29 protein-coding genes are annotated in these 26,856 nt (G+C 51.1%); 20 read left to right on the forward strand and 9 right to left on the reverse strand.

Translation table 11 applies throughout. The features are described 5' to 3' along the window. Positions 1 to 6 precede the first annotated feature (6 nt). The 5 genes from EIZ37_RS19325 to pyc all read right to left on the reverse strand — a co-directional run bounded on the left by EIZ37_RS19325 (position 7) and on the right by pyc (position 6,558). A complete protein-coding gene (locus EIZ37_RS19325) occupies positions 7 to 729 on the reverse strand; it encodes a phosphoadenylyl-sulfate reductase (protein ID WP_328591370.1) in 723 nt (240 codons plus the stop codon). Next, positions 729 to 1,811 carry an inorganic phosphate transporter gene (locus EIZ37_RS19330; protein ID WP_134686414.1) on the reverse strand — a complete coding sequence of 361 codons (1,083 nt, stop codon included), beginning with the start codon at positions 1,809 to 1,811 and terminating at the stop codon, positions 729 to 731. Before EIZ37_RS19330 ends, EIZ37_RS19325 begins: the two co-directional genes overlap by 1 nt. Next, positions 1,808 to 2,011 carry a DUF3906 family protein gene (locus EIZ37_RS19335; protein ID WP_134686415.1) on the reverse strand — a complete coding sequence of 68 codons (204 nt, stop codon included), beginning with the start codon at positions 2,009 to 2,011 and terminating at the stop codon, positions 1,808 to 1,810. The genes EIZ37_RS19330 and EIZ37_RS19335 overlap by 4 nt, the downstream gene beginning before the upstream one ends. Before the next feature lie 407 nt (positions 2,012 to 2,418). After that, positions 2,419 to 3,093, reverse strand: a complete 675-nt coding sequence (locus tag EIZ37_RS19340; protein ID WP_134686416.1) for a hypothetical protein — start codon at positions 3,091 to 3,093, stop codon at positions 2,419 to 2,421. An 18-nt stretch (positions 3,094 to 3,111) separates the two neighbouring features. Further along, positions 3,112 to 6,558 carry a pyruvate carboxylase gene (gene pyc, locus EIZ37_RS19345; protein WP_134686417.1) on the reverse strand — a complete coding sequence of 1,149 codons (3,447 nt, stop codon included), beginning with the start codon at positions 6,556 to 6,558 and terminating at the stop codon, positions 3,112 to 3,114. A gap of 159 nt (positions 6,559 to 6,717) precedes the next feature. Between pyc and EIZ37_RS19350 the strand changes: the two genes are divergently transcribed. The 8 genes from EIZ37_RS19350 (at position 6,718) to EIZ37_RS19385 (ending at position 13,573) form a co-directional block, all read left to right on the forward strand. Next, positions 6,718 to 7,158, forward strand: a complete 441-nt coding sequence (locus tag EIZ37_RS19350) for a gamma-glutamylcyclotransferase family protein (RefSeq protein ID WP_134686418.1) — start codon at positions 6,718 to 6,720, stop codon at positions 7,156 to 7,158. 108 nt (positions 7,159 to 7,266) lie between these two features. Next, positions 7,267 to 7,800, forward strand: coding sequence for a hypothetical protein (locus tag EIZ37_RS19355; RefSeq protein WP_134686419.1), 534 nt, complete (start codon positions 7,267 to 7,269; stop codon positions 7,798 to 7,800). A gap of 97 nt (positions 7,801 to 7,897) precedes the next feature. Beyond that, on the forward strand, positions 7,898 to 8,416 hold the full coding sequence (gene tpx, locus EIZ37_RS19360; RefSeq protein ID WP_134686420.1) for a thiol peroxidase: 519 nt from the start codon (positions 7,898 to 7,900) through the stop codon (positions 8,414 to 8,416). Positions 8,417 to 8,550: 134 nt separating this feature from the next. Further along, positions 8,551 to 9,528, forward strand: a complete 978-nt coding sequence (locus EIZ37_RS19365) for a S66 family peptidase (protein WP_134686421.1) — start codon at positions 8,551 to 8,553, stop codon at positions 9,526 to 9,528. A 20-nt stretch (positions 9,529 to 9,548) separates the two neighbouring features. Then, entirely contained in the window at positions 9,549 to 10,442 is an 894-nt protein-coding gene (locus EIZ37_RS19370; RefSeq protein WP_134686422.1) for an RluA family pseudouridine synthase, read from the forward strand. A 355-nt stretch (positions 10,443 to 10,797) separates the two neighbouring features. Then, on the forward strand, positions 10,798 to 11,751 hold the full coding sequence (locus tag EIZ37_RS19375; RefSeq protein WP_134686423.1) for a fumarylacetoacetate hydrolase family protein: 954 nt from the start codon (positions 10,798 to 10,800) through the stop codon (positions 11,749 to 11,751). 28 nt (positions 11,752 to 11,779) lie between these two features. Then, positions 11,780 to 12,946 carry a homogentisate 1,2-dioxygenase gene (locus tag EIZ37_RS19380; RefSeq protein ID WP_134686424.1) on the forward strand — a complete coding sequence of 389 codons (1,167 nt, stop codon included), beginning with the start codon at positions 11,780 to 11,782 and terminating at the stop codon, positions 12,944 to 12,946. A 9-nt stretch (positions 12,947 to 12,955) separates the two neighbouring features. Then, the gene (locus EIZ37_RS19385) at positions 12,956 to 13,573 is read left to right on the forward strand and encodes a flavin reductase family protein (RefSeq protein ID WP_134686425.1); all 618 of its coding nucleotides are present in this window, start codon (positions 12,956 to 12,958) and stop codon (positions 13,571 to 13,573) included. A 56-nt stretch (positions 13,574 to 13,629) separates the two neighbouring features. Here EIZ37_RS19385 and EIZ37_RS19390 read toward each other — a convergent pair whose 3' ends face one another. Continuing rightward, positions 13,630 to 13,875, reverse strand: coding sequence for a hypothetical protein (locus tag EIZ37_RS19390; protein WP_134686426.1), 246 nt, complete (start codon positions 13,873 to 13,875; stop codon positions 13,630 to 13,632). Between the two features lie 177 nt (positions 13,876 to 14,052). Between EIZ37_RS19390 and EIZ37_RS19395 the strand changes: the two genes are divergently transcribed. Together EIZ37_RS19395 and EIZ37_RS26075 are read left to right on the forward strand one after the other, a co-directional pair. Beyond that, positions 14,053 to 14,379: a PspC domain-containing protein gene (locus EIZ37_RS19395; RefSeq protein WP_134686427.1), complete on the forward strand. Its 327-nt coding sequence runs from the start codon at positions 14,053 to 14,055 to the stop codon at positions 14,377 to 14,379. A gap of 78 nt (positions 14,380 to 14,457) precedes the next feature. Further along, positions 14,458 to 14,628 (forward strand): hypothetical protein, encoded by a 171-nt coding sequence (locus tag EIZ37_RS26075; RefSeq protein WP_167569020.1) that lies wholly within the window; start codon positions 14,458 to 14,460, stop codon positions 14,626 to 14,628. A 587-nt stretch (positions 14,629 to 15,215) separates the two neighbouring features. Here EIZ37_RS26075 and map read toward each other — a convergent pair. After that, a complete protein-coding gene (gene map / locus EIZ37_RS19400) occupies positions 15,216 to 15,962 on the reverse strand; it encodes a type I methionyl aminopeptidase (protein WP_134686428.1) in 747 nt (248 codons plus the stop codon). A 171-nt stretch (positions 15,963 to 16,133) separates the two neighbouring features. Here map and EIZ37_RS19405 point away from each other — a divergent pair, with 171 nt between their 5' ends. Continuing rightward, positions 16,134 to 16,364, forward strand: a complete 231-nt coding sequence (locus EIZ37_RS19405; protein ID WP_134686429.1) for a hypothetical protein — start codon at positions 16,134 to 16,136, stop codon at positions 16,362 to 16,364. A 181-nt stretch (positions 16,365 to 16,545) separates the two neighbouring features. On the opposite strand, the gene EIZ37_RS19410 is transcribed toward EIZ37_RS19405, so the two are convergent. Further along, positions 16,546 to 17,043, reverse strand: coding sequence for a DUF2062 domain-containing protein (locus EIZ37_RS19410; protein WP_134686430.1), 498 nt, complete (start codon positions 17,041 to 17,043; stop codon positions 16,546 to 16,548). Between the two features lie 234 nt (positions 17,044 to 17,277). On the opposite strand from EIZ37_RS19410, the gene EIZ37_RS19415 reads away from it, so the two are divergent. The 8 genes from EIZ37_RS19415 to EIZ37_RS19450 all read left to right on the forward strand — a co-directional run bounded on the left by EIZ37_RS19415 (position 17,278) and on the right by EIZ37_RS19450 (position 25,144). Beyond that, positions 17,278 to 17,904: a DedA family protein gene (locus EIZ37_RS19415; protein WP_134686431.1), complete on the forward strand. Its 627-nt coding sequence runs from the start codon at positions 17,278 to 17,280 to the stop codon at positions 17,902 to 17,904. Continuing rightward, complete coding sequence (locus EIZ37_RS19420) at positions 17,901 to 18,437, forward strand: YkvA family protein (RefSeq protein WP_134686432.1); 537 nt, start codon at positions 17,901 to 17,903, stop codon at positions 18,435 to 18,437. Before EIZ37_RS19415 ends, EIZ37_RS19420 begins: the two co-directional genes overlap by 4 nt. A 94-nt stretch (positions 18,438 to 18,531) precedes the next feature. Continuing rightward, positions 18,532 to 19,482 carry a 3'-5' exoribonuclease YhaM family protein gene (locus EIZ37_RS19425; RefSeq protein WP_134686433.1) on the forward strand — a complete coding sequence of 317 codons (951 nt, stop codon included), beginning with the start codon at positions 18,532 to 18,534 and terminating at the stop codon, positions 19,480 to 19,482. A gap of 157 nt (positions 19,483 to 19,639) precedes the next feature. After that, complete coding sequence (locus tag EIZ37_RS19430; RefSeq protein WP_134686434.1) at positions 19,640 to 19,978, forward strand: hypothetical protein; 339 nt, start codon at positions 19,640 to 19,642, stop codon at positions 19,976 to 19,978. Positions 19,979 to 20,267: 289 nt separating this feature from the next. Beyond that, on the forward strand, positions 20,268 to 21,470 hold the full coding sequence (locus EIZ37_RS19435; protein WP_167569022.1) for an S-layer homology domain-containing protein: 1,203 nt from the start codon (positions 20,268 to 20,270) through the stop codon (positions 21,468 to 21,470). A gap of 215 nt (positions 21,471 to 21,685) precedes the next feature. Next, a complete protein-coding gene (locus EIZ37_RS19440; RefSeq protein WP_134686436.1) occupies positions 21,686 to 22,741 on the forward strand; it encodes a hypothetical protein in 1,056 nt (351 codons plus the stop codon). Continuing rightward, positions 22,738 to 22,998 carry a hypothetical protein gene (locus EIZ37_RS19445; protein ID WP_134686437.1) on the forward strand — a complete coding sequence of 87 codons (261 nt, stop codon included), beginning with the start codon at positions 22,738 to 22,740 and terminating at the stop codon, positions 22,996 to 22,998. Before EIZ37_RS19440 ends, EIZ37_RS19445 begins: the two co-directional genes overlap by 4 nt. Before the next feature lie 106 nt (positions 22,999 to 23,104). Next, positions 23,105 to 25,144, forward strand: a complete 2,040-nt coding sequence (locus EIZ37_RS19450; RefSeq protein WP_134686438.1) for an SEC-C metal-binding domain-containing protein — start codon at positions 23,105 to 23,107, stop codon at positions 25,142 to 25,144. A gap of 19 nt (positions 25,145 to 25,163) precedes the next feature. Here EIZ37_RS19450 and EIZ37_RS19455 read toward each other — a convergent pair whose 3' ends face one another. After that, a complete protein-coding gene (locus EIZ37_RS19455) occupies positions 25,164 to 26,381 on the reverse strand; it encodes an MFS transporter (RefSeq protein ID WP_134686439.1) in 1,218 nt (405 codons plus the stop codon). Between the two features lie 169 nt (positions 26,382 to 26,550). Here EIZ37_RS19455 and EIZ37_RS26080 point away from each other — a divergent pair, with 169 nt between their 5' ends. Further along, positions 26,551 to 26,688 (forward strand): hypothetical protein, encoded by a 138-nt coding sequence (locus EIZ37_RS26080; RefSeq protein ID WP_167569024.1) that lies wholly within the window; start codon positions 26,551 to 26,553, stop codon positions 26,686 to 26,688. Positions 26,689 to 26,856 lie beyond the last annotated feature (168 nt).

The following is a 26,856-nucleotide window of genomic DNA, read 5'->3' on the forward strand; positions in this document are numbered from 1 at the left end:
GGTAGATTATTTATGCAATCCGCACTCGGTTTTGCCACTGCCAGCCCAGCGGCCCGCGCGCTCATCTTCACCCGGCTGAACCGGGCGCGTACAAGGCTGACAGCCGATGCTGGGATACATCAGATCATGCAAAGGGTTGTAAGGCAGCTGGTGCAGCTTGATATACATCCAGATCTCTTCCTGCTTCCAATCAATCAACGGGCATACTTTGACATTGGCAAATTTATGATCGGGGTTCACGTAGCGAAGGTGAGCGCGTGTAGGCGACTGCTCTCGGCGCAGCCCTGAGAGCCAGGCTACTCTCCCGGCCATCGCATTTTTCAACGGATCAATTTTGCGGATTTGACAGCATAAATCGGGATCACGTTCCCACAAGGCATCACCATGTGCTGCCGCTTGCTCGGCCAATGTCAGCTCAGGCTCAACCATGTTGATGCGCAGGCGGGGATAGCGCTTTTTCACTTGCTCGATTAATTGATAGGTTTCGGGAAAATGAACACCGGTGTCCAAAAAAATGATGGAGGCATCGGGCCGAATCTGGGAAATCAAATCCAAAAGGACCATTGCTTCCGCGCCAAAGCTGCAGGCGTAAGCCAAGTCATCCTCATATTGTTGAAAAGCCCAGCGGATGACGTCCAGTGCATCCTTGCCGCTCAGCTGTTGATTCAACAGGTCATAATCTTCAGGCTGCATGGATTCGTATCTGAAGGCTTGCTTACTGTCATTCATCATATTCCTCCTCCTTGATCATGGATGGCTTGCTTTTCGCGCCGAATCGCCCGGCTCAAGCGTCCCAAGCCCAATGTGGCGACAAAGGCGCTGGCGACGGCTACGACCACATAGAAATTGACGGTCATCAAGGAATTGATCAACAAAAACGAAACGACAAGGGAAGATACGGGCGAGACGATCCAAACCATGATAATTTGCTTAATGACCTGCTGCTGCCACAGGCGAAATCCATTTTCCGCCGTGCCGATTCCGAGAATGGCGCAGGTCGTCGCTTGCGTCAACGGTACCGGGATGCCATAAATGGAGGCGATGATGACCAAGCCACCGGAAGTCAGGGAAACGGCGCTTCCTTGCAAAAGCGAGAGCTGGGTGATTTTCTTGCCGTTGGTCTCCAGGACGCGGCCGCCCAGGAGAAATGCACCCATGGCCATGAAAATGGCTCCCAGCCATAAACCCTCGGAAGATTCCAACAAATTCGCTCCGATCACAGGTCCGACAGAGTTAGCCACGTTGTTCATCCCGGCGGAGAAAGCTTCGAGCATACCTGCAAAAATAAGCAACCATTTCAACCACCACCAGCGAGCTCCGCGAGAGGATAATCCCGGCCACTTTTGCTCCGCATAGCGAATGATCCAACCTAGCACCAGGGCAATCGTGAAAGCGAAAAGGGGGACAAGCAGCCAAAATAAGATGATCTCCAGCAATTTTCCTGCAAACAGCGACTGATAAGCGAGGCCGACGCCGACGATGGCTCCCACCGTCACTTCACTGGTGGAAAGCGGGATCCCCAGCAGATTGGCGAGGAACAGGGTCAAGGTAGCGGACACCAGAATAATCGTGACGACTTCGATCTGTAGAAGAGAAGCGGGAATAATGCCGCCGCTGATCGTCTTAACTACTTCCCCGCCGCCGAGGATGGCTCCCAGAAATGCGGCGATTGCGGCAAGGCCAGCTGCCAATCGCTTGGTCGCGACGGCACCGGAGCCATAGGCAGCTCCCATCGAAGCTGCGGTGCCGCTAGCTCCAATGTTCATGGCGAAAAAGAGGGAGATCGCAATCGTTACGTAATAAAGGATCATAGATCAACCACGGATCCACGCCCTGCGGATGCAGGTTTTTTTTCAAAGATCACGAGCTCTGCCACCTCTTGGAGAGGGAGGTTGTGATGTTTCGGCTGATTGCCAGCGCATATAAACGCTGTTTCCTCCGACCCGTGCAGCACGATCACTTCTGAACGTGAGTGATCCACGTATGCTGCTTCGATATGGGATAAAAACATTGTTGCATCCACCTCTTTTCTATAGGGCGTCCCCACGTTAAACCGCTATCCTTATGCCAGCTGTGCGATCGGGAAGGCTTGCTTTCTGGTATATTAGCATTTCAACCTCCTTCACATTAAATCACACTAAACTAATCGGAATTTAGGTTGTTTTGATCATATAACGAATCGGGCAGGTATGCAAGAGCCTAGTTGGAAAAAAGTGCACAAAAAAAAGAGCGGTTTTTTGCTTGTCGCTCTTGTAGAAAATGGCTTCGGAACACTCTCGCCGGATTCTGAAAAACGCATGGCAAGTGCAAGCGGTAACAGCATGAAAAATCCAACTAGGTCTCTTGGGTTTTTGGATCGATGGCCTTAATAAAAAGGGAGTGTAAAGAAACAAAAGCTTCTTTACACTCCATAAAGCTTTAAAAATATTGATTGAAAAACATCCCCTGAGACGCAGCGTGCTGAAGAAACAGCTGGGGAAGCCCATAAGCGAGATAAGGATTGCGCTTTTCGCTGGTGCGCCCCGTCAGGCTGAGCTCAAATGGCTGCTGCTCCATCAGCTGCCGGGATTCCTTGATTTGCTTCACAAGACTTTCCCTTCCTGTGAATGCTTGGCGCACATAGGCAAAGTCGACATCAAGCATGAAGCGAAATCGGTCAGCATCGAGCTGATAGCTCCCGTCCTCATTTTTTCGAACACCGAGATTAGCTATGGACGAGAGGGACGCTGAAAGGGAAGCGGTCGGATCCTCCTGGTCCCGCAGCTGGTCTGCACTTCCGGAAAGCTGGGAAACGAGCTGACTGGTCAACTGGACTAGCTGTTCGATCCCTTCCTCGCTAGCTTCCCCATCTGCCAGTCCCTGAAAGGATTTCTCCAGCTCGGCTGCCGTCTTATCCAGACTGCGTATGGATTCATAACGGAAAGAGAGGGCGTTGGCGCTGGCCGTCAGCCACTCTTGCTCTTTTCGATAGAGCTGCTGCTGTGTGTATGATTGGATAGGGTTCACTGTCCCGCGAAGCTGGACCTGAGCCATATGCCAAGAATAGGGCTTGATCCGTTCACCCCGCAATACTTTCGGAACAGAGGCAACCATTTGCCTGCACCTCCCCAATTAGTCGATTTCCAGCAGCAAGTCACCTGCTTCAATGGCATCGCCTGCTTTTACATGCACGGCTTTAACCTTTCCGTCCAATGGCGCTTGGATCGTGGTCTCCATTTTCATCGCTTCACTGATTAATAAATGCTCGCCTTTTTTCACCTTGTCGCCAACCTCGATCAGCACCTTCAGCACTTTTCCAGGCATGGAAGCGCCGAGATGGCTCGGATTTTGCGGATTGGCTTTCGGACGGATCTGCTCGGAAATGACAGCGGATTTATCGCGAACCTTGATTTCACGCGCCTGGCCGTTCAATTCAAAGTAGATCACCCGGTTGCCATCCGGCTGCAGATTGCCCACAGCGATCAGCTTGATGATCAAGGTTTTTCCTTTTTCGATGCTGACAGCCGTCTCTTCTCCAGGACGCAAGCCATAGAAGAAGGTGGACGTATTCAGGAAGGAGAGATCGCCGTATTCCTTCAGGTTTTGATCGTACTGGAGGAATACCTGCGGGTACATGATATAGGACAATACGTCCAATTCGCTGGCTTCACGGCCAATTTTTTCTTCAAGCTCTTCCTTGACCTTGGTGAAATTCACAGGGGCAAGCAGCTCGCCTGGACGGGTGGTGAAATAGTCGCGGCCTTTCAGCACGACGGCTTGCAGCTCTTTCGGGAATCCTCCCGGCGGCTGACCGATATAGCCTTGGAAAAATTGAATCACCGAATCGGGGAAGTCGAGACGCGCCCCTTTTTCGTAGATGTTTTCCTCGGTCAATCCGTTTTGCACCATGAACAGAGCCATATCGCCGACAACCTTGGAGGATGGTGTGACCTTGACGATGTCCCCGAACATCCGGTTGACGGTCGTATACATCGCTTTGACCTCATCCCAACGGCCTTCCAGACCGACAGCCTTGGCCTGCTGCTCCAGGTTGGTGTATTGACCTCCTGGCATCTCATGGACGTATACTTCAGCGTTGCTTGCTTTCATGTCACTTTCGAAGCCTTGGTAAAGCGGGCGAATATCCTGCCAGTAGTCCGAGAGCTTGTTGAAATGGTCCAGGTCAAGGCCGGTGTCGCGTTCGGTTCTTTCCAGCGCGGCCACCAGCGCGTTCAGGCTGGGCTGTGAAGTAAGGCCGGATACGGAGCTGAGGCAGGTATCGACGATGTCAACGCCGGCTTCCACCGCTTTGAGCAGCATCGCACCGCCATTGCCCGATGTATCGTGGGTATGGAGATGGATCGGGATGCCGATTTCCTGTTTTAACGCATGGATCAGCTCATAGGCGGCATAAGGTTTCAACAGGCCGGCCATGTCCTTGATCGCGAGGATCTGCGCACCTGCTTTTTCCAGCTCCTTGGCCAAGTCTACGTAATATTTCAGGGTATATTTGGTCTTGCTCGGATCGAGAATATCACCGGTATAGCAGATGGCAGCCTCGGCGATCTTTCCGGTTTGTCTGACAGCATCGATGGCGGTCTGCATGCCCGGCAGCCAGTTCAAGCTGTCAAAGATGCGGAAGACGTCGATGCCTTGCTCGGCAGCTGTCTTGACGAATGCTTGAATGACATTGTCCGGATAGTTGGTGTAGCCGACTGCATTTGCCCCGCGCAGGAGCATCTGGAAGAGGATGTTCGGGATGCGCTGGCGCAAGATTTGCAGGCGGTCCCACGGCGATTCGGACAGGAAGCGCATAGACGTGTCAAACGTGGCGCCGCCCCACATTTCCAGGGAGAACAGATCGGCTCCCAGCTTTCCGGTTGCTTCCGCGATAGCGGCCATGTCGTAAGTGCGCACGCGTGTAGCAAACAAAGATTGATGGGCGTCACGGAAGGTCGTGTCGGTCACGAGCACTTTTTTCTGCTCTTTGATCCAGCGCACCAGTCCATCTGCACCCTCGCGATCCAGTATCTGTTTCGTTCCGTCCGGGTAGGGCTGGGAATAAGGCGTTTTCGGAATCCGTGGCGATTCGAAAAACGGTTTTTTCTCTGTCTTGGCCAGACCCGGGTAGCCGTTGACGATGGTGTTGCCGATATAGTTGAGCAGCTTGGTTCCACGGTCTTGGCGTCCCGGGAAGTTGAACAGCTCCGGCTTGGCATCAATGAAAGAAGTGTCATAATTTCCGTTCAAAAAATCTGGATGGGTCACCACATTTTCCAGGAACGGCAGGTTGGTTTTGACCCCGCGAATCCGGAATTCCCGCAAGGTGCGGTACATTTTGCGGGATGCTTGCTCAAACGTAGGGCCATAGGTGGAGATCTTCACCAGGAGCGAATCGTAAAAAGGCGTGATGATGGCTCCAGGATAGCCGTTGCCGCTATCGAGCCGGACGCCGAAGCCACCGCCTGATCTCCAGGCAAGCAATCTGCCCGCATCGGGGAAGAAGCCGTTTTCGGGGTCCTCGGTCGTCACCCGGCATTGAATCGCATAGCCGTTGCGTTGAATATGCTTTTGCTCAGGGATGGCGATTTCCGCATCATGCAGGGCATGTCCCTCGGCGATTTTGATTTGCGTCTGCACGATATCGATTCCCGTAATCAGCTCGGTAATGGTATGCTCAACTTGAATGCGCGGGTTTACCTCAATGAAGTAAAACTTCTTGTCAGGTGTCAGCAAAAATTCGACGGTACCGGCATTCGTGTAGCCTGCCTGCTTCATCAGGCTGAGCGCTGCCCCGCAAATCTTTTCGCGCAATTCTTCATCGAGAGCCAGGCTAGGCGCCACTTCCACCACTTTTTGATGGCGGCGCTGGATGGAGCAATCGCGCTCAAACAGATGGACGATATTTCCATGCTGGTCCCCTATGATTTGGACTTCGATATGCTTCGGCTGCTCGAGATATTTCTCCAGATAGACATGGGCATTGCCAAAGGCGGAGCGTGCTTCCGACCGTGCGCGATCGAGCGCTTCCGGCAGTTCATCCTGCGAACGGACAATCCGCATGCCGCGGCCGCCGCCACCCGAGACGCCTTTGATAATGATCGGGTAACCATGCTCACGAGCGAACAGCATGGCTTCCTGCAAGGTTTCGATCGGCTCAGCGGTGCCCGGAATCACAGGGATGCCTGCTTCGATCGCGATTTTCCGCGCTTCCACCTTGTCACCAAACTTGTCGATCAAGTCAGAGGATGGTCCGATAAAGGTGATGCCGACTTCGGCGCAACGGCGGGCAAATTCTGCATTTTCTGAAAGAAAACCATAGCCGGGATGAATGGCGTCGACATCATTGCGCTTGGCGATTTCAATGATGCTCTCAATATCGAGATAAGCCTCGATCGGCCCTTTGCCGGCACCGACCAGATACGATTCATCTGCTTTGAAACGATGCTGCGCGACATTATCCTGCTCGGAATAAATCGCGATCGTACGAATACCCAGCTCAGTCGCGGCACGAAAAATGCGGATGGCGATCTCTCCGCGGTTGGCGACGAGCAGACGATTGATCTTTCTCTTATGCATGGCTTCTCCCCCTTGGCGTTTGCTCCATTTGAATGTGAATGTATTTCTACTGTTAATATACAAAATTTACCCAGTAGATACACGAAAAAAATGTTTTTCCGATACATTTTGTTGGATATTCCGATGTTTTTTCTTGGTTATAGAGAAAGGGTGGGAAAAATGGGGACAAAACTGCCCGTGTTTGTGTATGGAAGCTTGCTTGCCGGGTTTGCGAACCATCGTCATTTTGTAGAGCCGTACCCCCATCATCGGGTGCGGGCAAAGACCAGGGGAAAGCTGTATCATTTGAGCGATCGCGGCTATCCAGCGCTTGTTTCCGCGGATGAACCGCATGCATGGGTGTACGGTGAATTGCTCTATTTTGCCCCGGTTTTCTATGAAAAAGCGCTGAAGGGTCTGGACGAGCTGGAAGATTATCATGGCCCTGCGGATGAGCGTAACGAATATGAAAGACAAAAGGCGACCGTCACTTTCCTTGAGACGGAGAAACAAACCGAAGCTTTTCTCTATATCGCGGCTCCTCAGCTGGAAAAAGCCATCACCCGGACCGGGATTCGCGTTACCGATGGAGATTGGCGTACGTTCATGCAACGCAAGTGATGATCAGGAATACGACCTCCTGCTTTTGACCACAATGGTAGAGAGAGTCTTCCTGCTAGAATGCGGCGAAGGCAACTGGACTGTGTGAGGAAGCAAGGAGGGACTTGCGTGGAGTTGTTTTCTGCAGCGCCAGCTGACATCTGGCGGTTATTAATCCCCTCATCCCATTGGCTGTATCGTGATGAAGTGCCGGAAGATGAGTTGATTTTTCATTATCGTGATCAGATCTATTTTGTGAACAACGACGGTTCCGTGATCTCGCTGCCCAAGCCTGCCGCTTTTGAGCTGATGGATTTGGGGGAGTTGCTCGATCATTTGGCGACCTCTGACTGCAGCTACGATTATGACGACAGCGGTGAATTTGACTATGCTTCTGTCCTGCTGCGCATGGGATACTTGGTCCCTACGGGGAGCCGCCGCGAGCGGGCGGATCATCTGGTGGAAATCGTCAACACACTCGCCCCGGAGAAAATGGTGACCCGCTATGAGCTGCCCGGCGTATGCTTTACCTTTGCCTTGTATCACGGACTGCTGCGCTGCCACGAGCTGAACCGGAAATGCGACTGGGAATTCGAGCATGAGATCAAGAGCATCAAGCGGGCAGGACAGTATGAGGCCAAGCATTTTCATTTGCATTCATAAAACTTTTACACCGTGAGAATGATGAAAATCTCAAAAAAATAAGGTATGATGAGACTTGTATTACATAACGTTTACCATTTGATGGGAGGAATTAACCATGACAACAGCTGTAGAGCGTCAAGGCGCATTTCAATTTAAAGGAGACGTTACTCTGCTTGGCCCAGAACTGAAAGCAGGCGACAAAGCTCCAAACTTCACCGTATTGGCTAACGATCTGACTCCAGTAACATTGGATGATTCGAAAGGAACCGTTCGCATTATCTCCGTTGTTCCATCTCTTGACACCGGTGTGTGCGATGCGCAAACTCGCCGTTTTAACGAAGAAGCAGCAAAACTCGATGGCGTAACCATCCTGACTGTATCCGTAGACTTGCCTTTCGCGCAAAAACGTTGGTGCGGAGCGGCTGGCATCGATAAAGTGCAAACCGTTTCCGACTACCGCGACCTTTCCTTCGGTCAAGCGTATGGCGTAGCGATCAAAGAATGGCGCTTGCTGAGCCGTGCTGTATTCGTTGTGGATGCGAACGACACAGTGGTGTACGCTGAGTACGTACCAGCTGCTGGCGAACATCCTAACTATGAAGCAGCAATCGAAGCGGCAAAAGCTGCAAAATAAGCTGCCTGATCTGTTTTAAAACGCAACCTCTTCGCTTTTTTCCCGCGGAGAGGTTTTTCTTTTGGGCAAAAAACGATATGATCGTGGATACCAACATCGTATCGCGAAAAAAATGAAAGAGAGGAGTCGGACGGATGATTCCTGCAAAACTACAAAAGGGTGACGAAATCCGGATAGTTGCCCCAAGCCGCAGCTTGGATATCATCGGCGCAAAAGAACGGGAACGGGCCACCCGGCGGCTGGAAGCACTTGGTTTTCACGTAAGCTTTGGGCGCCATGTGCAGGAGCGGGACCTGTTTGATTCCAGTTCGATTGAACACCGGGTAGCCGATTTGCACGACGCGTTTTCCGATCCCAAGGTGAAGGCGATCCTGACCGTCATCGGCGGTTTTAACAGCAACCAATTGCTGCGGTATCTGGATTATGAGCTCATCCGGCAGAATCCCAAAATTCTCTGTGGTTACTCCGACATTACAGCCTTGGCCAATGCCATTTATGCAAAAACCGGGATGATTACCTACTCGGGACCCCATTTTTCCACCTTTGGCATGGAAAAGGGATTCGATTATATCCTCGACTACTTCCAGCGCTGCTTGATGTCCGAAGAACCTATTGAACTGGCCACTTCTTCCGCATGGAGTGATGATGCGTGGTATTTTGATCAGGAAAATCGTACATTTATTCCAAATGAGGGCTATCTCGCCATTCAAGAGGGAGAGGGAGAAGGAACCATCATCGGCGGCAATCTTTGTACGCTCAACCTGCTGCAAGGGACTGAATACATGCCTTCTCTGGCAGGAGCCATTCTCTTTCTGGAGGATGATTATGTGGTGGACGCGCCGACGTTTGACCGGGACCTCCAGTCACTGCTCCATCAGCCGGGTTTTTCCGAGGTGAAAGGGATCGTCATCGGCCGTTTTCAACAGGAAAGCAACATGACCCAGGAAAAGCTGCTGCAGATCATCGCGACCAAGCAAGAGCTGCGCGGCATCCCGGTCTTGGCACAGGCCGATTTTGGGCATACCACCCCGATGTTTACGTTTCCGATCGGGGGAAGCGCCTCGCTTTCCGTTAAAAAATCGGGGAGCAGCCTGATGATTCACAAGCATTAACGCGCAAAAAGGAGACAGACATGCTGGAAGAATTGTTGCGATTTGTAGCGGATGAGCAGGAGGCCGGGCAGACGATTCGCGACGTGCTGCAAAGCGGGTACGGCGTGTCACGGCGCTTGTTGACCAAGGCGAAGCACAGCGGAGAAATTTTGCTTAATGGACAGCCCGTCTATGTGACCGTAAGGCTGGCAGTGGGCGATCAGGTGATTGTCCGGCTGCCGATGGATGTGGTGGATCACATCGAGCCGGAGGAAATGCCGCTTGTCATCCGCTATGAAGACGAGGATTTGCTGATCATCGCAAAACCGCATGGATTGGTCGTCCATCCTACAAGGACTCATCCATGCGGCACGTTGGCCAACGGTGTGATCGCGTACTATTTGGCCAAAGGAGAAACGCACAGCTTTCGACCCGTGAACCGGCTGGACAAGGATACGTCAGGCTTGATGATCGTGGCGAAAAATCAGTGGGCGCATGAACAGTGTGCACGCATGCAGAAGGATCGGACATTAAAGCGTACCTACCAAGCGATCGTCCATGGCAACCTCCGGGAGAAACAGGGCGTGATTGATGCTCCCATCGGTCTTCGCGACGGATCGATTATCGAACGGATGGTGCGCCACGATGGACAGCCGGCCCGGACCTTTTTTCGCGTTCTCGCAGAAGGGGACGACTGGTCGTGGCTGGAGCTGCAGCTCGAAACGGGGAGGACCCATCAGATACGCGTGCATTTGGCTTCGCTGGGGCATCCGCTGCTGGGTGACGATCTGTACGGAGGGAGTCGGGAAAGGATCGGCCGGCAAGCTTTGCATGCCGTGCAGTTGTCCTTGCACCATCCGCGTACGGGCAAGCCGCTTACCTTTACAGAACCGCTTCCGCCCGACATGGCCAAGCTGGCAGGGCAGTGCTCCTGATGAAATATTTTGTTTTCTCTGGCGCTTTGCAAGCGTTTTCGATATGATAATAAGAGCATACTTGAAACATCATAGGTAAGTTGGTGAAAAGCCAGCTGGCTGTCTATGGGGGAGAACCCACAAGGTTTTTCGTCACTAGGAGTAGACAAGACCCAGTCATCGTTTTTCGCTCTTCTTGAACATTGCCGCAAGCGTGGTTTGTTTGCAGGGATACAGGAGGGGCGGACGAGACTGGGTTTTTCTTGTTGGTTGATATGAATTTATCAAATTCTCATCGACATAAGAGCAACCACGCTCCGCCAAAGACTTGGCTTAGCTAAGTTTTTTCTAAATTCTGAGGAAGGGGGGTGAGCGAGTGAAGCTTGTTTCGTATACGCGTAAAGCGGCACCTGAGCAAAGCTGGCGCGCCGGCATATGGTTGGAGCAAGGGATAATCGATGTGCAGGAAGCGCTCGCGGATGCGCCTGCCACGATGATGGGGCTGCTGGCCGACTGGAAGCATTGGTATGAGCGGCTTCAGGCTCTGCAACAGCCAGATGGGATGCAGACAACAGCTTGGAAGCAGTTCAAGCCGCTAGAGGACGTGGTTTTGGGATCTCCGCTTCCGCGCCCAAACAGCTTTCGCGACTTTTACGCGTTTGAGGCGCATGTCAAAACAGCGCGGGAAAAAAGAGGGCTGTCCATGGTACCGGAATGGTATCATTTTCCGGTTTTTTACTTTTCTAATGCCAATGCCTTCCTGGGCCCCGACGAGCCTGTGCGTCGGCCAAAAGCGACAAGCTGGCTGGACTATGAATTAGAGGTGGCCTGTGTCATTGGCAAGGGGGGCGTCGATATCCCGGTGCAGGCGGCTGATCAGCATATCGCAGGCTTTTGCATCTTGAATGATTGGAGCGCTCGCGATGTTCAACGGGAGGAAGTGAAGGTCGGACTCGGGCCGGCAAAAGGAAAAGATTTTGCCACCTCTATGGGGCCGTGGCTGGTCACGCCGGATGAATTGGCCGATCGGCTGCTGCCTTCGGAAAAGGGCGCCCGATATGACTTGAGCATGGTGGCCCGCGTAAACGGCGTGGAATACTCCCGTGGCAATTTGGGTGACCTCTATTACACGTTTGCGGAAATGATTGCCCGCGCCTCTGCCGATTGCCCCCTTTATCCAGGGGATGTGATCGGCTCGGGAACCGTGGGAACCGGCTGTATCCTGGAGCTTGGGTCCGAGCAATACCCGTGGCTGCAGCCTGGTGATGTCGTTGAGCTGCAGGTCGATGGATTAGGTGTTTTACGCAGCCGCATTGTTGAAGCTGGATAAAAACTGCGAAAAAGCGAGGGGAGTACGTGTGCCATTTTATCATCGCATGGGAGAAATCCCGCATAAACGACATACGACTTTTTATAAACCCAATGGAGAACTGTATCGGGAGCAGCTGATGGGAACCAAAGGCTTCTCCGGCATTCAGTCGATCCTGTACCATCATCATCCGCCTACCCAGGTGAGAGAGACAAGAAAGTACGCGGACCGAAAGCTCGAGTATCTTCCCCAGGAGGACTTGAAGCATCGCCATTTTCTGAGCTTTGATCTTCCGGCCGGCGGCGATCCGATTTCTGGCAGACAATATTTGCTGGGCAATCAGGATGTCGTCATGGCCGTATGCGTACCGACAGAGCCGATGGATTACTTTTATCGCAATGCGGACGGCGATGAGGTGATCTTTGTCCATTACGGGGAAGGCGAGCTGCAGACGGTCTACGGCACGATTTCCTACCGGCCAGGAGACTATCTGGTCATTCCGATCGGGACCACCTACCGGGTTGTGCCAAAGGATGGGGTCGATAGCCGGTTTTTGGTCATAGAATCGCAAAATGAGATCGTCCCGCCCAAGCGCTACCGCAACGAACATGGCCAGCTGCTGGAGCATTCGCCATTTTGTGAACGGGATATGCGCTTGCCCGAACGGCTGGAAACCCATGTGGAGACAGGAACGCATGAGGTGCGAGTCAAAAAGGGAGACTCTATATACAGCTATTTCTTTGATTTCCATCCGTTTGACGTAGTGGGCTGGGATGGCTATCTGTATCCCTATGCGCTGAGCATCCACGATTTCGAGCCGATCACCGGCCGGGTCCATCAGCCGCCGCCTGTGCATCAGACCTTTGCGGGGCAGAATTTTGTCATCTGCTCTTTCGTGCCGCGGCTGTATGATTATCATCCGCAGGCGATTCCCGCTCCGTATTTTCACAGCAATGTGGAAAGCGATGAGGTGCTCTACTATGTGGACGGCAATTTTATGAGCAGGCGCGGCATCTATGAGGGCTCGCTCACGCTTCATCCGATGGGCATCCCGCATGGACCGCATCCGGGCAAGATTGAGGCCAGCATCGGCAAAAAAGAGACGAAAGAGCTGGCTGTCATGCTGGATACGTTTCATCCTCTGCTGGTGACCAAACAGGCTGCTGCGGTAGAAGATGCGGGGTATATGAGCAGCTGGCTGCCATCCAGCGAGTAAGGAGGGACTATGGCTGAGCTGTCGATTGCACAATTAGAACGCCAGGAGAAATACAAGCTGCTTATCGGCGGGATTATCCCGCGTCCGATCGCGTGGGTAACCTCGATCAGCAAGGAGGGAGTGGTGAATGCCGCTCCGTTTAGCTACTTTAATGTCGCCTGTATTGATCCGATGATGATCTCCATCTCCGTTGTTCGCAGACCGGGAGCAATCATGAAGGATACGGCACGCAACATTCAGGACACAGGCGAATTTGTAGTAAATATGGTCGATCTGCAAAATGTCGAGGCGGTCAATCAAACATCTGCTGACTATCCATCTGACGTCAGTGAAGTGGCGGAGCTGGGCTTGACCGCACTGCCAGCCTTGCAGGTGAAAGCGCCGCGATTGGGCGAATCACGGATCCATTTTGAATGCCGCCTGCATCAGATCGTCACCCTGGGGGCTCCTGCAGCAGCGGATCTCATCATTGGCGAAGTGGTGCATGTACATGTTGCCGATGAGCTGTATTATGAAGGGAAAATCGATACGCGCAAATTCGGTGCCGTCAGCAGGCTGGCTGGTCATTCGTATGGGACGATCGGAGACATTTTCGATATCCCGCGGCCAATCTTGAACCCGAAATAGCGGCAGCATGCAAATGCAAGCAGCCCCCACCGTGCAGGTGCGGAGGCTGCTTGCTGTTATTTTTGCCCATAATCGGAAATGGCGTCTGGGCGAATGGAGCGGTCGTACTCACCGCTTGTCCCGGCATTGACGGGTGTTCCGTAAGGCGTAAAATTAGGCTCCCAGCCAAGCGGATGCACGACGCTTTGCAGGACATATGCGTTTGGGTCGCTTTGGGTGCTGAGATTGTTTACGGATGGCGGAGTGTTCGGACCACATCCAGCCAGGAAGCCAAGAAGCAGCAACAGCAAAATGATGGGCAAAGCGAATCACCTCATCATATAGCGTTTGCTGAGGCCGCGCATCTCATACCGGTTGTCCGATCCGTCCCAGGGCGGAGAAAAAATCCCACTGCGGTCAGTTTTGGCCAATGGCGATTTTCGGCTATCGTATAGATACAAAGACATTCGTTAGTTGATGGAGAAAGGATTGGTTGATAGATGAGACAGCGTTTATATCGTTCGAGACATGATCGTAAATTGTTCGGTGTTTGTGGAGGGTTTGGACAATACCTCGGTATTGATCCTACCTTTGTGCGGATTGGAGTCGTATTGCTGACGATCTTTTTTGGCATTCCTGGCCTGATTTACTTCCTGTTAGCGTTCATCATGCCCAAAGAACCGCTGTTTACTGCCTACGGGCATGGCTTGGAAGAACAGTACCATCGCTTGCATGATCTTGATGAGGAGATCGAACGTCTGGAGAAGCGGGCCCTGCAGCAAGAGGTACATCGCTTGCGAGCAGAGCTGGCAAAGTATCAGCAATAAAAAGGCAAAATTGATTCAACAATCAATCGCTCCTGCATACAATGTAAGGTGAGGAACTTACATAGGGAGGGAAAGTTTGTGTACGTCGGCATTTTTGACATGAATGAGCGCCTGGAAAAAACGCGGAAAATGTTGCGCGAAAAACAGCATTTGAAGCAGCTCATCGAAGAAGACATTCGCCAACTGGAGAAAGATGTCCAGGCAATCGAGGAAATGATCGTTCACTGTAGTGCGAAAGTGACTAGCTAGTAGGGGTGGGTGCTTCCGCTGCTGCGGTGGGGTGGGCGAGCATGTTCCACGACTCCGCTTCATTCTACGCCCCGCTGAGGGAGGGGACTGGCCGCTCCGCAGCAAATCGCGGGGGTGTGCAAAAAGTGGGATCGCTTCGTAGCATAGCCAAGTTTGCACTCCTGTTTCCCGCGATTCACTGCTCCGCTGGGGAGGGCTTCGCAGGCGCTCCGTCGCGGAACATGCTCACCCGCGTAGCAGAAGCTTTTTTGATTGATAAATGCTGGTAGCAGGACAGGAAGCTGGAAATGGACAAAAGCCCCGAACAATCGGGGCTTCCTTGTTTTACATAAGCAACAGTCGCGTGAGGAAGGGAAGGCCGGGACGGGGCGGAGTCTTTGTCACACCGACCGTGGTAGAGCTTGCGAAAACGGGACACGCTTGTCGCGCGACCCCGTCACATGAATGGGCTTCCGTGAACCCTTTTGCCGACGGACCGTTTTTGCGAGCGGAGCCGGACAGTTCCAGCTTCCAAGGGGGTGTGGCAAGAACGCAGCCACGCCCGGTTTTCCCTTCCCCCACCACTATGATTGCACAAACCAAAGCACTTATTGCTTCGTCAAAATCAGCGGACCATCGGCAGTAATCGCAATGGTATGTTCATACTGCGCAGACAGACTGCCGTCGCGAGTCCGAGCTGTCCAGCCATCTTCATCTACACGGGCGTGGTAGGTGCCGATATTCAGCATCGGTTCAATGGTAATGACCATGCCTTCTTTCAGGCGAGGGCCTTTCCCCGCAGGACCGAAGTGGGGGACATAAGGCTCTTCGTGCATTTGACTGCCGATGCCATGCCCTGTGAAATCACGGACTACCGAGTAGCCTTGCTTTTCGGCAAACACTTGAATCGCATGGGAAATGTCGCCAATGCGATTACCGGCAATCGCCTGTTCAATACCGAGATAGAGCGCTTCTTCCGTGACGCGCAGCAAACGTTCTGCTTCCGGAGAAATCGTGCCGACAGCATAGGACCAGGCAGAGTCAGCCAGCCAGCCATTTTTGTTAACTACCATATCGATTGTGACAATGTCGCCGTCTTTGAGCGGCTTGTCACCAGGAAACCCGTGGCAGATGACATCATTTACGGAAGCGCAAGTGGCGAAGGGATAGCCCATATAACCCTTTTGCTCAGGAGTAGCACCGTGTTTGGCCAGAAATGTTTCTACGAATTGATCGATTTCACGAGGGGTTACCCCCGGGCGAATTCGCTGGGCAATCTCTCGATGACATGCAGCCAAAATCTTGCCTGCTTCATGCATGGCATTGATCTGTTCGGGTGTTTTAAGCGAAATCATTGTATACGTTCTCCTCACTTTTATGTCTTACCCTAATCGTACTACAAAGTATAAGCAAAGGACCGGATGATTGTCACACGTATTTTTTGCAAGTTGAAAGATTGATTCTTCTGGTGAAATAAGCCATAATAAAGGGTATTGGATTGAACAAGTTTGAAGAGGTGGTTCATTATGTCTACAACTGAATTGAAGCTGAAAACGAATCTGGAAGGGCGTGTGCTGCGCACGTTGCAAACTTACTTCCGTCGTTCCAACCACGTATTGATCCGTGAAAGCTTGTGGGCAAGCGGAATGAGCCATGAAGATGCGGATTTTGTAATGCCCCTGCTTACTGGACAGCATACAGTAAGTGAAATCATGGAAATGCTTCGCCAAAAAGGTGTATTTGATAATCAGAAGTAAGAAGGGACCGGTGAACGCCGGTCTCTTTTCTTTCGATCTCCACTCGGCTGAGCGCAGTTGGAAAACGTGGCTTCGCCAAGCCTTTGGCGATACCTTGGTTGCACTTAAGTGGATATAAATTCTTATCCACCAAAAAAACGTCCCCCTTTGTAAAGGGAAACGTTTTTTGAGTCGAAACTGACTATGAATTCTCCTGTACCAAACGACGGCGACGGGAGCGCTTTTTCCGATACAATTGCAATGCAGCATAGACGAGAAAGTAGCTCCCGATGGCAACGATCAATCCCATCACCGCGCTGCCTGTAAAATAGGCAATGCCATTTTGCTTCATCCAAGCAAGCCAGCTGGCCCAGGATTCGTTATTATGCTTCATATGATGCTGCAAAGGTTGTTGAAACGGATCGCCAATAATTTTGTTGCCCAGCTTCAAATTCAAGAACATAAACACGGGCAATATCATCTTACCGATGACGAAGGCAATGAGGGAAGCGGAAAAACTGGAACGAAACAGCAGATTGAGCGGGTACAGCAATAAAAAAGCAAGGCCGAACGTGGGGAGCGTAATAAATTCTACGAACATCCCAACAGAAAAACCACGGGCGATGAAAGATGGAGCACCTTTCATCCGGATCAGCTTATAATACTCATATTTCGCTTTGCGTATCAATTTTCTCCACATATCGGCTTGTCCCTCATTCTCTCTAAGAAAATTCTAATTTTCATTATAACGGATACATAAAAGGAAAGCCACGTAAAGTGCCGGATAGTTCGGCAAATTTCTACATTATTTGTGAATGAAACATTCCCGTCATTCCTGCGTATTACTAGGCACGGTGGTACAGGCGTTTTCTTTCATGCCTGCATTTGGCATAATGAATGGTGTTCTTGTCTTTCCCAAAAGGAGGGCTTTTCGTTGCAGGAAATCGTCCAGATGTTCAGCGGATACATTGCCGATTACGGATATGTTGCCTTATTCAGCCTGTTTTTCTTAGGGATTATCGGGTTCCCTCTGCCGGAGGAAACGCTGCTGGTTTTTTCCGGGTTTTTAGTCTCAACCGGACAGCTGAGTTATATTCCCACCTTTCTGGTCTGCTTCTTCGGTTCGATCAGTGCGATGACCTGTGCATACTGGATCGGCCGGACGTTCGGGTATGCATTTATTGAACGATATGGCAAGCGGTTCGGATTGGGTTATACTTTATATAAGCGCACGGAGGACTGGTTCAATCGTGTGGGAAAATGGGCGCTGCCTCTCGGGTATTTCATCCCGGGCGTCCGGCAGTTTACCGCGTATTTTGCAGGGATCACGAAGCTTCCATTTCCTTCCTTTATGCTCTATTCCTATGTCGGCGGCTTGTTTTGGAGCATACTGTTTGTCACGCTGGGCAAGATCCTGGGAGAGCGTTGGGAGCAGTTGTTCGATGTGATTTCACGTAATTTGGCGATCTTCTTTATCCTATTGTTTGGCGTCATCCTCGCGTTTTCGTACTACCAACGGCGAAAATGGCTGGCAAAACCGAAACAGGAGGGATCGAGATGAATACCGAGCAAGACAAACGGCTGGAAGATGATACGGAAGCGCTCTTGCCAGTGGCTCAAGAAAAACGGGACCTGATCGTGATCGAACTTCCGGAAGAACATCGCCGATTTTATGATAAGCTGCGTGATAAAATCGAAGCCTTTATCAAAGAAAAAGGAATGAGCTCGCGGATTGCTCAGTACGTGCTGCTTGCACCCGATCTTTTCGTGGTATTGGCCAGACTGATGCTGGACAAGCGGGTGCCGATCCAATCAAAAGCCATTGCAGGAGCAGCGGTCGCCTATTTTATCGCACCGCTCGATTTCATTCCGGAGATCGTGACTGGGGCGTTTGGGCTCCTCGATGATGTGGTCCTTGCGGTGTTCGCTCTGCGCAAAATATTGGTGGATGTCGATGCCAAGGTAGTCAAGGAGCATTGGAGCGGGGCAGACGATTTGCTGCAGGTCATTACCCGTGTGGTAAAGGCAGCCGATGAATTGGTTGGACAAAAAATCTTGAAAAAGCTTGAACAAACACTCTTTCGCAAATCATAATAAAAGATGCCAACGTGGAGAAGAAATACCGGCTTTACGGTATTTCTCTTCTTTTTTCGTTCGCCAGAAAAATGATACAAAGTGGGGAAATCGGATGCTTGTGAAAATTAATGAATTGGCAACCGGCATGGAGTTTACAGGTTTTTACCTGCTGAAAAGCGCCATGGTGAAGCAGACCAATGATAATAAAAGCTATTTTGATATGGTAATCGGGGATGCCACTGGCGAAATGCCGTTAAAGTTTTGGGATATCAGTGACCTGGATAAGGAGACCTATGTAACCGGCTCGATCGTAAAGCTGAAGGGGATTGTCTCGACGTATCGGGAAAAACTGCAGGCAAAGGTATTGAAAATCCGGCTCGCGACGGAGGAAGATGGCTACCAGATTTCTGACTTTGTCAAAAGTGCGCCAGTGCCGGCGGCAGATCTCATTCATGTCATCGAGCAAACGATCGAGCAAATGCAAAATGAGCACATCCGCAGCATCGTCGGTTTTTGTGTGAATCGGGTCAAACAGCAGCTGTGGTCGTTTCCGGCGGCCAAATCGATGCACCATTCGTATTATTCCGGCTTGGCCTACCATATGGTCAGAATGCTGGAGATCGGGGAATTCATCATTCGCCAACGCCCATTTTTGCAAGCCGACCTGCTCCGTGCGGGGATCCTGCTCCATGACCTGGGCAAGGTGCTGGAGTTTGAAGGCGGAGAGCATGGCATTTGCACCAATTATACGCTTGCCGGACAATTGCTTGGGCACATCTCGATGATCAACACATGGGTGTATGAAGCAGCCCAACACTATGGCATAGACACCCAGGGAGCAGTGGTGATGGCGCTGCAGCATATGGTGCTTTCCCATCACGGCAAGCTGGAGTACGGCTCGCCAGTCTTGCCGCAATTGCCGGAAGCAGTAGCTCTCCATTACATTGATAATCTGGACGCAAAGCTGCAGGCGGTGGAAGACGCATTGGAGGGTTCCAAGGAGGAATGCGTCACTGGCATTCGTGCGATTGACGGCGGACGCGTGTTCAGGCTGAATCTGTAGAAAAGAGAACAAGGAAGATCTCGGCCCGTTCGGCTGGGATCTTCTTTTATTTCCAGTTTTATGGATACATGGAAATATTTCTTGTCCACTGAGACACGGTTGAATAAAATGGAAGAGTCTTCTTTATATAAATAATGTGAATAAGGAGGTGTGATGTATGAAGCTTAAAAAACTCGGTCTATGCAGTGTTGTTGCTTTGGCTGTTTTCGGTTCAGCCGGATACGCATCTGCAAGTGAGTCCACAGGGGAGACCGTTGATGCGGATCAAGCTGCGGCAATCGTGGAAGTCATTGATCAGCTTGACACAGCTGATTCGATAATCCGTGCTGAACTTTCTAAGGTCCTGGCACGAAAGTTGGGTATCGATACCAGCAGCACGGTTACCCCAAGCAGCTTTACGGATGTTGACTACTCCACAAGCAATTACGTGGAAGCGGCAAGACAAGCAGGTGTGCTGGAGGGTATACCAAGCGGCATATTTGGGGGGGAAAAGTAGTTACAGCAAATGTTGGTCCAATTACCTTTTATAAAAGGCCCCGCCATGTGACATGTAGAGGCGGGCTTTATTTATGCGTGCGCACAGCAAGTTGTTCATTGCTGGTTGGTAAAGTTCAATCGAGCTGGGAGCCAAGCACGAGTCTATGGGGAAAGAAAAACCGCGGCAAGGTAAAATCGATTCTTCCGCTCAAATTTTTAAATAATATTAAAAATATCGATTGATAATTTCATTCTGACTGCTACAATGAATGCTAGTCATTTTTATTTACGATATCAGGGGGTTACCTATGGCTCGCAGTAAAGGGCGGTCGCATGTGAAAAGTGGTCTAGCATTAAGTGGTTTGGCTATACTGTTCGCATTGGGGACGAGTTCGCCAACGAATGCATCAACAGATTTTACTGACATCAGCAATTCATATGCAAAAGAGGCTATCAACGAATTGGTGGAAAAAGGCATTCTTACAGGAAATAAGGATCAATTCAATCCAACCGCCAATATCAGTCGCGAACAATACGCCGTCATTCTGGTGAAAACCTTAGGGCTGGATATATCCAATACACCTGCACAGCCGACTTTTTCTGATGTTCCTCCAACGCATTATGCGTACCCCTACGTCGAGGCGCTCGCAAAAGCAGGTCTAATGGCAGGGACGGGAGAAGGAAAGTTTGGTCTGGGAACGAACTTAACGAGGGAACAATTGGCGACTCTCATGGTCCGTGCGATCGGCCAAAATGTTACCGGCATGGGTGCGAAATTAACGTTTTCAGATAGTGCTAACATCGCAGCTTGGGCGAAGGACAGCGTCGCGTATGCAGTCGATGTAGGCTTGATAAACGGAGTAGGCAATCAGTTTAACCCAAATGGTGGTGCGAATCGAGCAGATGTCGCGCAAGTGGTGAGTAACTTCTTAGACAAGCAGAACAAGTTGACCCAAGAAGTAACTTTCAAACCGCAACCACATATGGGACCGTTGAGGGAGAATCGCATCGATAGGGAGATTGTTTTTCCGAAACCTGAACTTCCCCCGGTGGTAATACCTCCGGCGGTACCTGAGCCGCCGGTTGTGATTGAACCGCCTGTAGTGATTGAACCACCGGTAGTGATTGAACCACCAGTTGTGATAGAACCGCCTGTAGTAATCGAGCCGCCTGTGGTTACGGTTCCACCGGTAGTATCACTCCCTCCGATTGAAACAGATCCTGAGCCAGGCGAAGTAACGGACGAACCAGGCGAAGTAACGGACGAACCAGGCGAAGTAACGGACGAACCAGGCGAAGTAACGAACGAGCCAGGCGAAGTAACGAACGAACCAGGCGAAGTAACGGATGTGCCAGGTGAAGTAACGAACGAGCCAGGTGACGCAACGGACCAACCGGGTGACATAACAAACGAACCGGACACTGGAACAGATGGCTCAGACGGACTGGGTGATCCTATTCCAGGTGGCATGGGAACTGCCCCCGATGGATCTGGAGAGCTATTTCCATAAGCAATCCCCAAGCAACAGCATTGGCTATGATACTGTATAACCCGCCTCCTCCATTTGGCAGAGGCGGGTTTTTGTTGCGATTAGAAAAAGTGGCGATTTTCCTTCGATTCGTCGCTTTTTTTGTAAGCAAAAGTAGGATTTTCGAGCCCCTATGTAGAATAACTATGGGTATTCCACCCATGGAATATCTATCTAATCAGGTGAGGAGAAGGTTCATGAAACGGCCAACCTATACGCTGACCAGTCTGATCAAAAAGGTATTCCGGCCCGGAGAGCGTTCTCTGCCGCGAAGTGAAATCAACCAACGGCTGATGGAGTGCTTGCGTGCCAATGGTTATGAGATGGATAGCGAAGAAGTGCTTACACACGTATTATCGCTGGAGCACTCGCCCGTATGTGTCGGGCATACCGATGCCATCATTGAATTGACCTACCAACCGCATCAGTTGTATGATCTAGCTTACCGCTTTTTGCGGGATACCCATATGCCTAAGACTGTCGAGCAGATCGTACCCGAATTACGTCGGCAAACCCAGTTTTCCTGGAATCAAGTGAGACGAATGCTTGAGCTGGAACGTGATCTTCGTTTTGTCCAATACCAAGGCGACAAACGTTGGTATTTGGCAGAATGGAAAGTAGTCAATGACCGCGTCTATCAATATGCGCTGGAAAATGGTCTGAAGCAAATGTCGCTCCGCACGCTTTCCTTCTTTTTGGAGAATGAAGTGGGCCTTTCCTTGAAGGACGACGTTTTCATTCCGGATGCGGACGAGCGCTTTCAAGTGAATGGTGATATCATCTCGGTGCTAGCTGACCATGCGGATGATGTGGAAGACACCAGAGATTCGTCCACAGATCCAATGGACGTACAAGAGGCAGAGGTTCACGTGGCCGAACAGGATGAGGATCGCCCGAGTCAGGAGCCGCCCATGGAGGAGGATCCAACCGACATGGCGTACATACAAGAATCGTTTTTGGCTATGGATGAAGTGGCTGCAGCAAGTCCTGCGGTACCCGAACCATTACGTATTGAGGAGGAAACCTTTATGAATACAGCTGGGAGTCAACCGGTAACAGCAGAAGTAAGCCAGTTGCTTAGACATGCTCTGGGACGTTTGGAGGAACGAAACAAGCAAATGTCTGTGGATGTAGTAGGATTTTTTCAACAAAGCAATATGCAAGCAATAGAAGTGCTGATGAAAGAGAAACATAAGAACGAACAACTTGCTCTCGGCCTGCAGCAACTGCTGGCGCTCGCTGAAGAACAATGAATCAGACCGTATCCTCTATCCGTCTGGAAGATCGGTTTGACATCCTGCATGAGATCATCCGAGACTATCGGATGCAGCTAGCGAGGATGGAGGCCGAGGTTGTTGAGCTTTTTGCTGGCAATCATTTATCCGCCATATCGGAACGGATACAGGAAAAACAACGGATTACCGATCTGGTGGAGAAACTGGAGAAGTTTGTCGCTTATTGGGAATCTGTTGAGCTTACAGGCATTGACCACGAACATAAACGTGGGTAAGATGTCTAAGGAAACGTGAATATGATACGGCCATGCAGTATAACGATAAAGATACGGTATGAACCCGGGAGATGCTGTATTGGGCCGAAAGGAGATTTTTTCCCTCATGTCAGTCGGAAGAAATGAAAGCTGCCCGTGTGGAAGCGGAAAGAAATATAAGAAGTGCTGTGGAGTGGTCACCTCGATCGAGGAGGCACGCGGCATTCGTGAACAAAAAATGAAAAACAGCATTCATGCGGCACTGGAGCGCTTGAATAAATTCGTGGCTTCGCAGCAATCGCCGGAAAAGCTGCAGGAAGCACGCAAGCATTTTGCAGATTTGATCGGCTTGAGCCACGAAGAGGTCGTTTCAACAGAGTGGGTACTGCACTTTTACAATTGGTATCTTTTTGATGCGAAATGGGAAGGCCCTAACCTGCTTGAACGGTTTTTGCAGCAATACAGCCGCAGAATCGAACCAGAAGTGCACCGCGCACTATCCCAGGTAAGACTCGGTGTCTATGAAGTAGAAGGGGTAACCGAGGAAGAATTGACTGTGCAGGATCTGGCGACAGGAGAAGCACGCAAAATCCTGCCGATTCCGCGCACTTCCTTACAGCCTGGACAAATTATCCTGGGTCGTCTGCTGCCGCTCGGGCACAGAGACCTCGCATTGGCTGGCAGCATCATCCTGCAGCCAAGTCTGAAACAGGCCGTTCTTGCCAGCTTGTCAGGTGACAAGCAGCCATCCGAGCAGAGCATCGATCTGTATAAAGTCGTGATCCAGTCCGGAAACAATCAGCCAACGGAAAAGGCTGCTTCAGAAAGATTGATGCGGTTGGTTTTTGAAAATGGAGATGTCGAAGGGATTCGGGAACGCATTCGTGCTCATGCTGCCTTTGAATTAAAAAAGCATACGGCATCCCAGGATGTTTGGATTTATTCCCGACGCAAAGAAGCACATCTTTTCCCGAATCTGAACAACGCCCTGCTTGAACTGCATGAGGTTGGCGGAGAAATCCTGATTGAAGCAGGCCGCGTGGCAATTGAAGCACCGGAAACTCGCCTCGACGAGATTGCACGCGCCATTGGCATATCCGACGCTGATCAGCGCATGACAATTGAGCGGCTGACCTCTACTGGTACGAAGCTTTTGGCGGGAACCTTGTTTATTACAAGCGAGCCAATACTGCCTTCCAAGGTGCTGCAATGGGCGGTTCAGACGTACTTTATGGAAAAATGGCTGTCGACCCCAAATGCGTTCTTGAACCAGCTGCCGCCGCTTTTGGCCGCTGCTTCTACGGAAGAAAGCGTGCAGAAAGACTTGCAAAATCTGGTTGAGACGATCGAGGAAGAAGGCAAGATGGGCCACGGAGTTGCGCGTTTTATGCGCATCGATACGCTGCGTCCACGTCTCTCGCTCGCAAACAGCCAGGTCCATATCGACAATCTGCTGCATCGTCCAGTCCTGGAAGGGAATCCGGACGCCTCTTATACAGTAAAGCCTGAACGCTTTGCCGAGATTACGTCTTTTGTCAGCGAGATGACAGAAGGCAAGTCGGAGGCAACCGTGAAAAAGTACGACGAAGTCATGAATCAGTTCCGTACCTTTATTCGCGGTGCATTCGGCCCTTCCTTTACATGGAAGGACTTGCGCCGGGAAGAAGTAGCGTATTTCCTCGTGGAAGATATTCCACGTCAAACGGACTCCCTGACAAAGACTCTCGCGACGAATACATTGTCGGTTCTCACAGCGTTTTTCAAATGGCTGGATAAACGGGAAGGAACCGCTCTGGCTGACAGCATCTTGCCACTATTCGCAGAGGTGAAGGATGACCTAGCGGAAGGCTACCGTCTCCGCAACGTCCTGCAAAAGGCAGCGAATCATCAGCTGATCGACTCCAGCTTGGCTCCTACCGAAGCGCAGGAGATCCATTTTTCCTTGCTGGAGCAGCAAAAAACCGGTTGGTTAGGCAAAGGAACCGACGGGGAAACATTTTTGCTGAATTTGCCGGAGGAAACCCTCGACGCCTTGTCACCAGATTGGATCCTTTCAGGTTTGATGGGGAAAACCGTCGATGGCAAATGGTATCTGTATGGGGTACAGGGATTGTATCCGCCAGTCATCAGCGAGCTGCTTGGCATTCGCAGCTCCGTGCTGGTATAAAGAAAAAAAGCGTCTCCGTTTATACGGGGACGCTTTTTTCGGATTGAGCACGCGATTCTTGCTCCCAGCGGACGACGGTTGCGTCCTTGGGCAAAAGAAACCCGAGAATCCCGACAACATGAAACAATGTGCATAATTGCATGATAAAAGCCAAGCCATACACGTCAGCCAAATGACCCAGCACGGAGGCACCGATTCCTCCCATCCCAAAAGCCAAGCCGATCATCAGACCGGAGACCGTGCCAATCTTCCCGGGCATGATCTCCTGAGCATAGACGACGGTCACAGAAAAGCTGCACAGCAATAAGAGCCCGTCGATGAACAGCAGCGGATACGCGGCATAGCCCGACACAAAGGGAATGGCCAAGGCAAAGGGCAAGGAGCCGAGCAGGGATAATATCAGCAGGTTGCGTTTGCCGAAACGGTCGGAAAGGGGGCCGCCGAAGAATGTACCGATGGCACCCGCCACCAAAAACAAAAAGATGTAGACTTGGGCATGGGAAATCGAGATTCCCTGCACATCAATCAGATAGAGCGGGTAAAAGCTCTGGTAAGCCGCGGAAATCCAAGAGCGGACGCTGACGATGAGGACGAGCAGGAGCATCGCCGTCATTCGTTCCTGCCTGTAGAGCGTGATCGGAAGTACGGGCACAGCTTTGCGCATGCGTTCCTGACCCAAATACCAGTAAGCCACATAGATGAGGACGCTCATCGCAAGCGCGGCCGGAATTATAAACCAAAAGGCGCCCCCTTGGCCAAACGGCACAAAAATAATGGCAGTCATCAGCGGAGCCAGCGCTTGGCCCGCATTCCCTCCGACCTGGAAAATCGATTGCCCCAGACCTCTGCGCGGTCCCGAAGCCATGTGGGCGACACGGGATGCTTCCGGATGAAATACGGCGGAACCGACCCCGACAAGGGATACACTGACAAGCACGGTGTAAAGATTTTGCGCGAAAGAGATCCCTAGCATGCCAAGCCCCGATACCGCCATCGCGATGGGGAGCAGGTACGGACGCGGTGTCTTGTCCGCGAAATAACCGACGACCGGCTGAAGCACCGATGCGGTAATATTCATGACCAACAGTATGATACCCAGATGAAAATAGCTGAGGGCGAGATTATCCTGCAAGATCGGCAGCACAGCGGGAATCACCGCTTGCAGACTGTCGTTCAGCAAATGCACAATGCTGATGGAAAATAAGACGCGGTATATCGTAGCATTAGAAGCGCTCATGAAAAGGTCATCTCCGTTTCGATTTCAGAAAAGTTATTCATAAATGTATCACTGAAGTATGCCTTCGTCATCCATTTCTTGATTTCCTCTTCTTGCAGCCTGGCGGAGTGCATGAGGACCTTCCGTTTGAAAAACACTAAAACGGAGTTATCGAAAAGGAGGTCCAAAGATGAGCCGGAAAGCAAATAATGGCAGTCAATCGCGTGAAGAGCATGTTCGCCACGGAGGAGATGCCCACCGTTCGACGAACAAACCGCCAGAAGGCCCTGTACAAGGCTTTAGTCAAGCGCCAAAAGGATTACAATAACGCCGTAAACATGGTTTTATATGGTGCAGGAGGCAAATCCTTCGTCGAAATAGTCCCGGCGAAGGATTTTCGTCGTTTCCATACATTTTTCTACAAATCAGGACAGCAGTGTGTTACAATATTGAGCAGAGTTTTTGGCGTTTTTACGCAAAATGGAAGGGTTTGTCG

Origin of the sequence: Brevibacillus migulae, assembly GCF_004521915.1 — a bacterium.
Taxonomy (GTDB): domain Bacteria; phylum Bacillota; class Bacilli; order Brevibacillales; family Brevibacillaceae; genus Brevibacillus_F; species Brevibacillus_F migulae.

Coding starts and splice junctions, on each gene's coding strand:
- EIZ37_RS19385 (WP_134686425.1), top strand. CDS start 12,956: ATGGCTGAGCTGTCGATTGCACAATTAGAACGCCAGGAGAAATACAAG.
- EIZ37_RS19340 (WP_134686416.1), bottom strand. CDS start 3,093: ATGGTTGCCTCTGTTCCGAAAGTATTGCGGGGTGAACGGATCAAGCCC.
- EIZ37_RS19430 (WP_134686434.1), top strand. CDS start 19,640: ATGAAGCTTAAAAAACTCGGTCTATGCAGTGTTGTTGCTTTGGCTGTT.
- EIZ37_RS19405 (WP_134686429.1), top strand. CDS start 16,134: ATGTCTACAACTGAATTGAAGCTGAAAACGAATCTGGAAGGGCGTGTG.
- EIZ37_RS19335 (WP_134686415.1), bottom strand. CDS start 2,011: ATGTTTTTATCCCATATCGAAGCAGCATACGTGGATCACTCACGTTCA.
- EIZ37_RS19445 (WP_134686437.1), top strand. CDS start 22,738: ATGAATCAGACCGTATCCTCTATCCGTCTGGAAGATCGGTTTGACATC.
- EIZ37_RS19450 (WP_134686438.1), top strand. CDS start 23,105: ATGTCAGTCGGAAGAAATGAAAGCTGCCCGTGTGGAAGCGGAAAGAAA.
- EIZ37_RS19455 (WP_134686439.1), bottom strand. CDS start 26,381: ATGAGCGCTTCTAATGCTACGATATACCGCGTCTTATTTTCCATCAGC.
- map (WP_134686428.1), bottom strand. CDS start 15,962: ATGATTTCGCTTAAAACACCCGAACAGATCAATGCCATGCATGAAGCA.
- EIZ37_RS19395 (WP_134686427.1), top strand. CDS start 14,053: ATGAGACAGCGTTTATATCGTTCGAGACATGATCGTAAATTGTTCGGT.
- EIZ37_RS19370 (WP_134686422.1), top strand. CDS start 9,549: ATGCTGGAAGAATTGTTGCGATTTGTAGCGGATGAGCAGGAGGCCGGG.
- pyc (WP_134686417.1), bottom strand. CDS start 6,558: ATGCATAAGAGAAAGATCAATCGTCTGCTCGTCGCCAACCGCGGAGAG.
- EIZ37_RS19440 (WP_134686436.1), top strand. CDS start 21,686: ATGAAACGGCCAACCTATACGCTGACCAGTCTGATCAAAAAGGTATTC.
- EIZ37_RS19330 (WP_134686414.1), bottom strand. CDS start 1,811: ATGATCCTTTATTACGTAACGATTGCGATCTCCCTCTTTTTCGCCATG.
- EIZ37_RS26080 (WP_167569024.1), top strand. CDS start 26,551: ATGAGCCGGAAAGCAAATAATGGCAGTCAATCGCGTGAAGAGCATGTT.
- EIZ37_RS19365 (WP_134686421.1), top strand. CDS start 8,551: ATGATTCCTGCAAAACTACAAAAGGGTGACGAAATCCGGATAGTTGCC.
- EIZ37_RS19425 (WP_134686433.1), top strand. CDS start 18,532: ATGCTTGTGAAAATTAATGAATTGGCAACCGGCATGGAGTTTACAGGT.
- EIZ37_RS19420 (WP_134686432.1), top strand. CDS start 17,901: ATGAATACCGAGCAAGACAAACGGCTGGAAGATGATACGGAAGCGCTC.
- EIZ37_RS19325 (WP_328591370.1), bottom strand. CDS start 729: ATGAATGACAGTAAGCAAGCCTTCAGATACGAATCCATGCAGCCTGAA.
- EIZ37_RS19350 (WP_134686418.1), top strand. CDS start 6,718: ATGGGGACAAAACTGCCCGTGTTTGTGTATGGAAGCTTGCTTGCCGGG.
- EIZ37_RS19435 (WP_167569022.1), top strand. CDS start 20,268: ATGGCTCGCAGTAAAGGGCGGTCGCATGTGAAAAGTGGTCTAGCATTA.
- EIZ37_RS19410 (WP_134686430.1), bottom strand. CDS start 17,043: ATGTGGAGAAAATTGATACGCAAAGCGAAATATGAGTATTATAAGCTG.
- tpx (WP_134686420.1), top strand. CDS start 7,898: ATGACAACAGCTGTAGAGCGTCAAGGCGCATTTCAATTTAAAGGAGAC.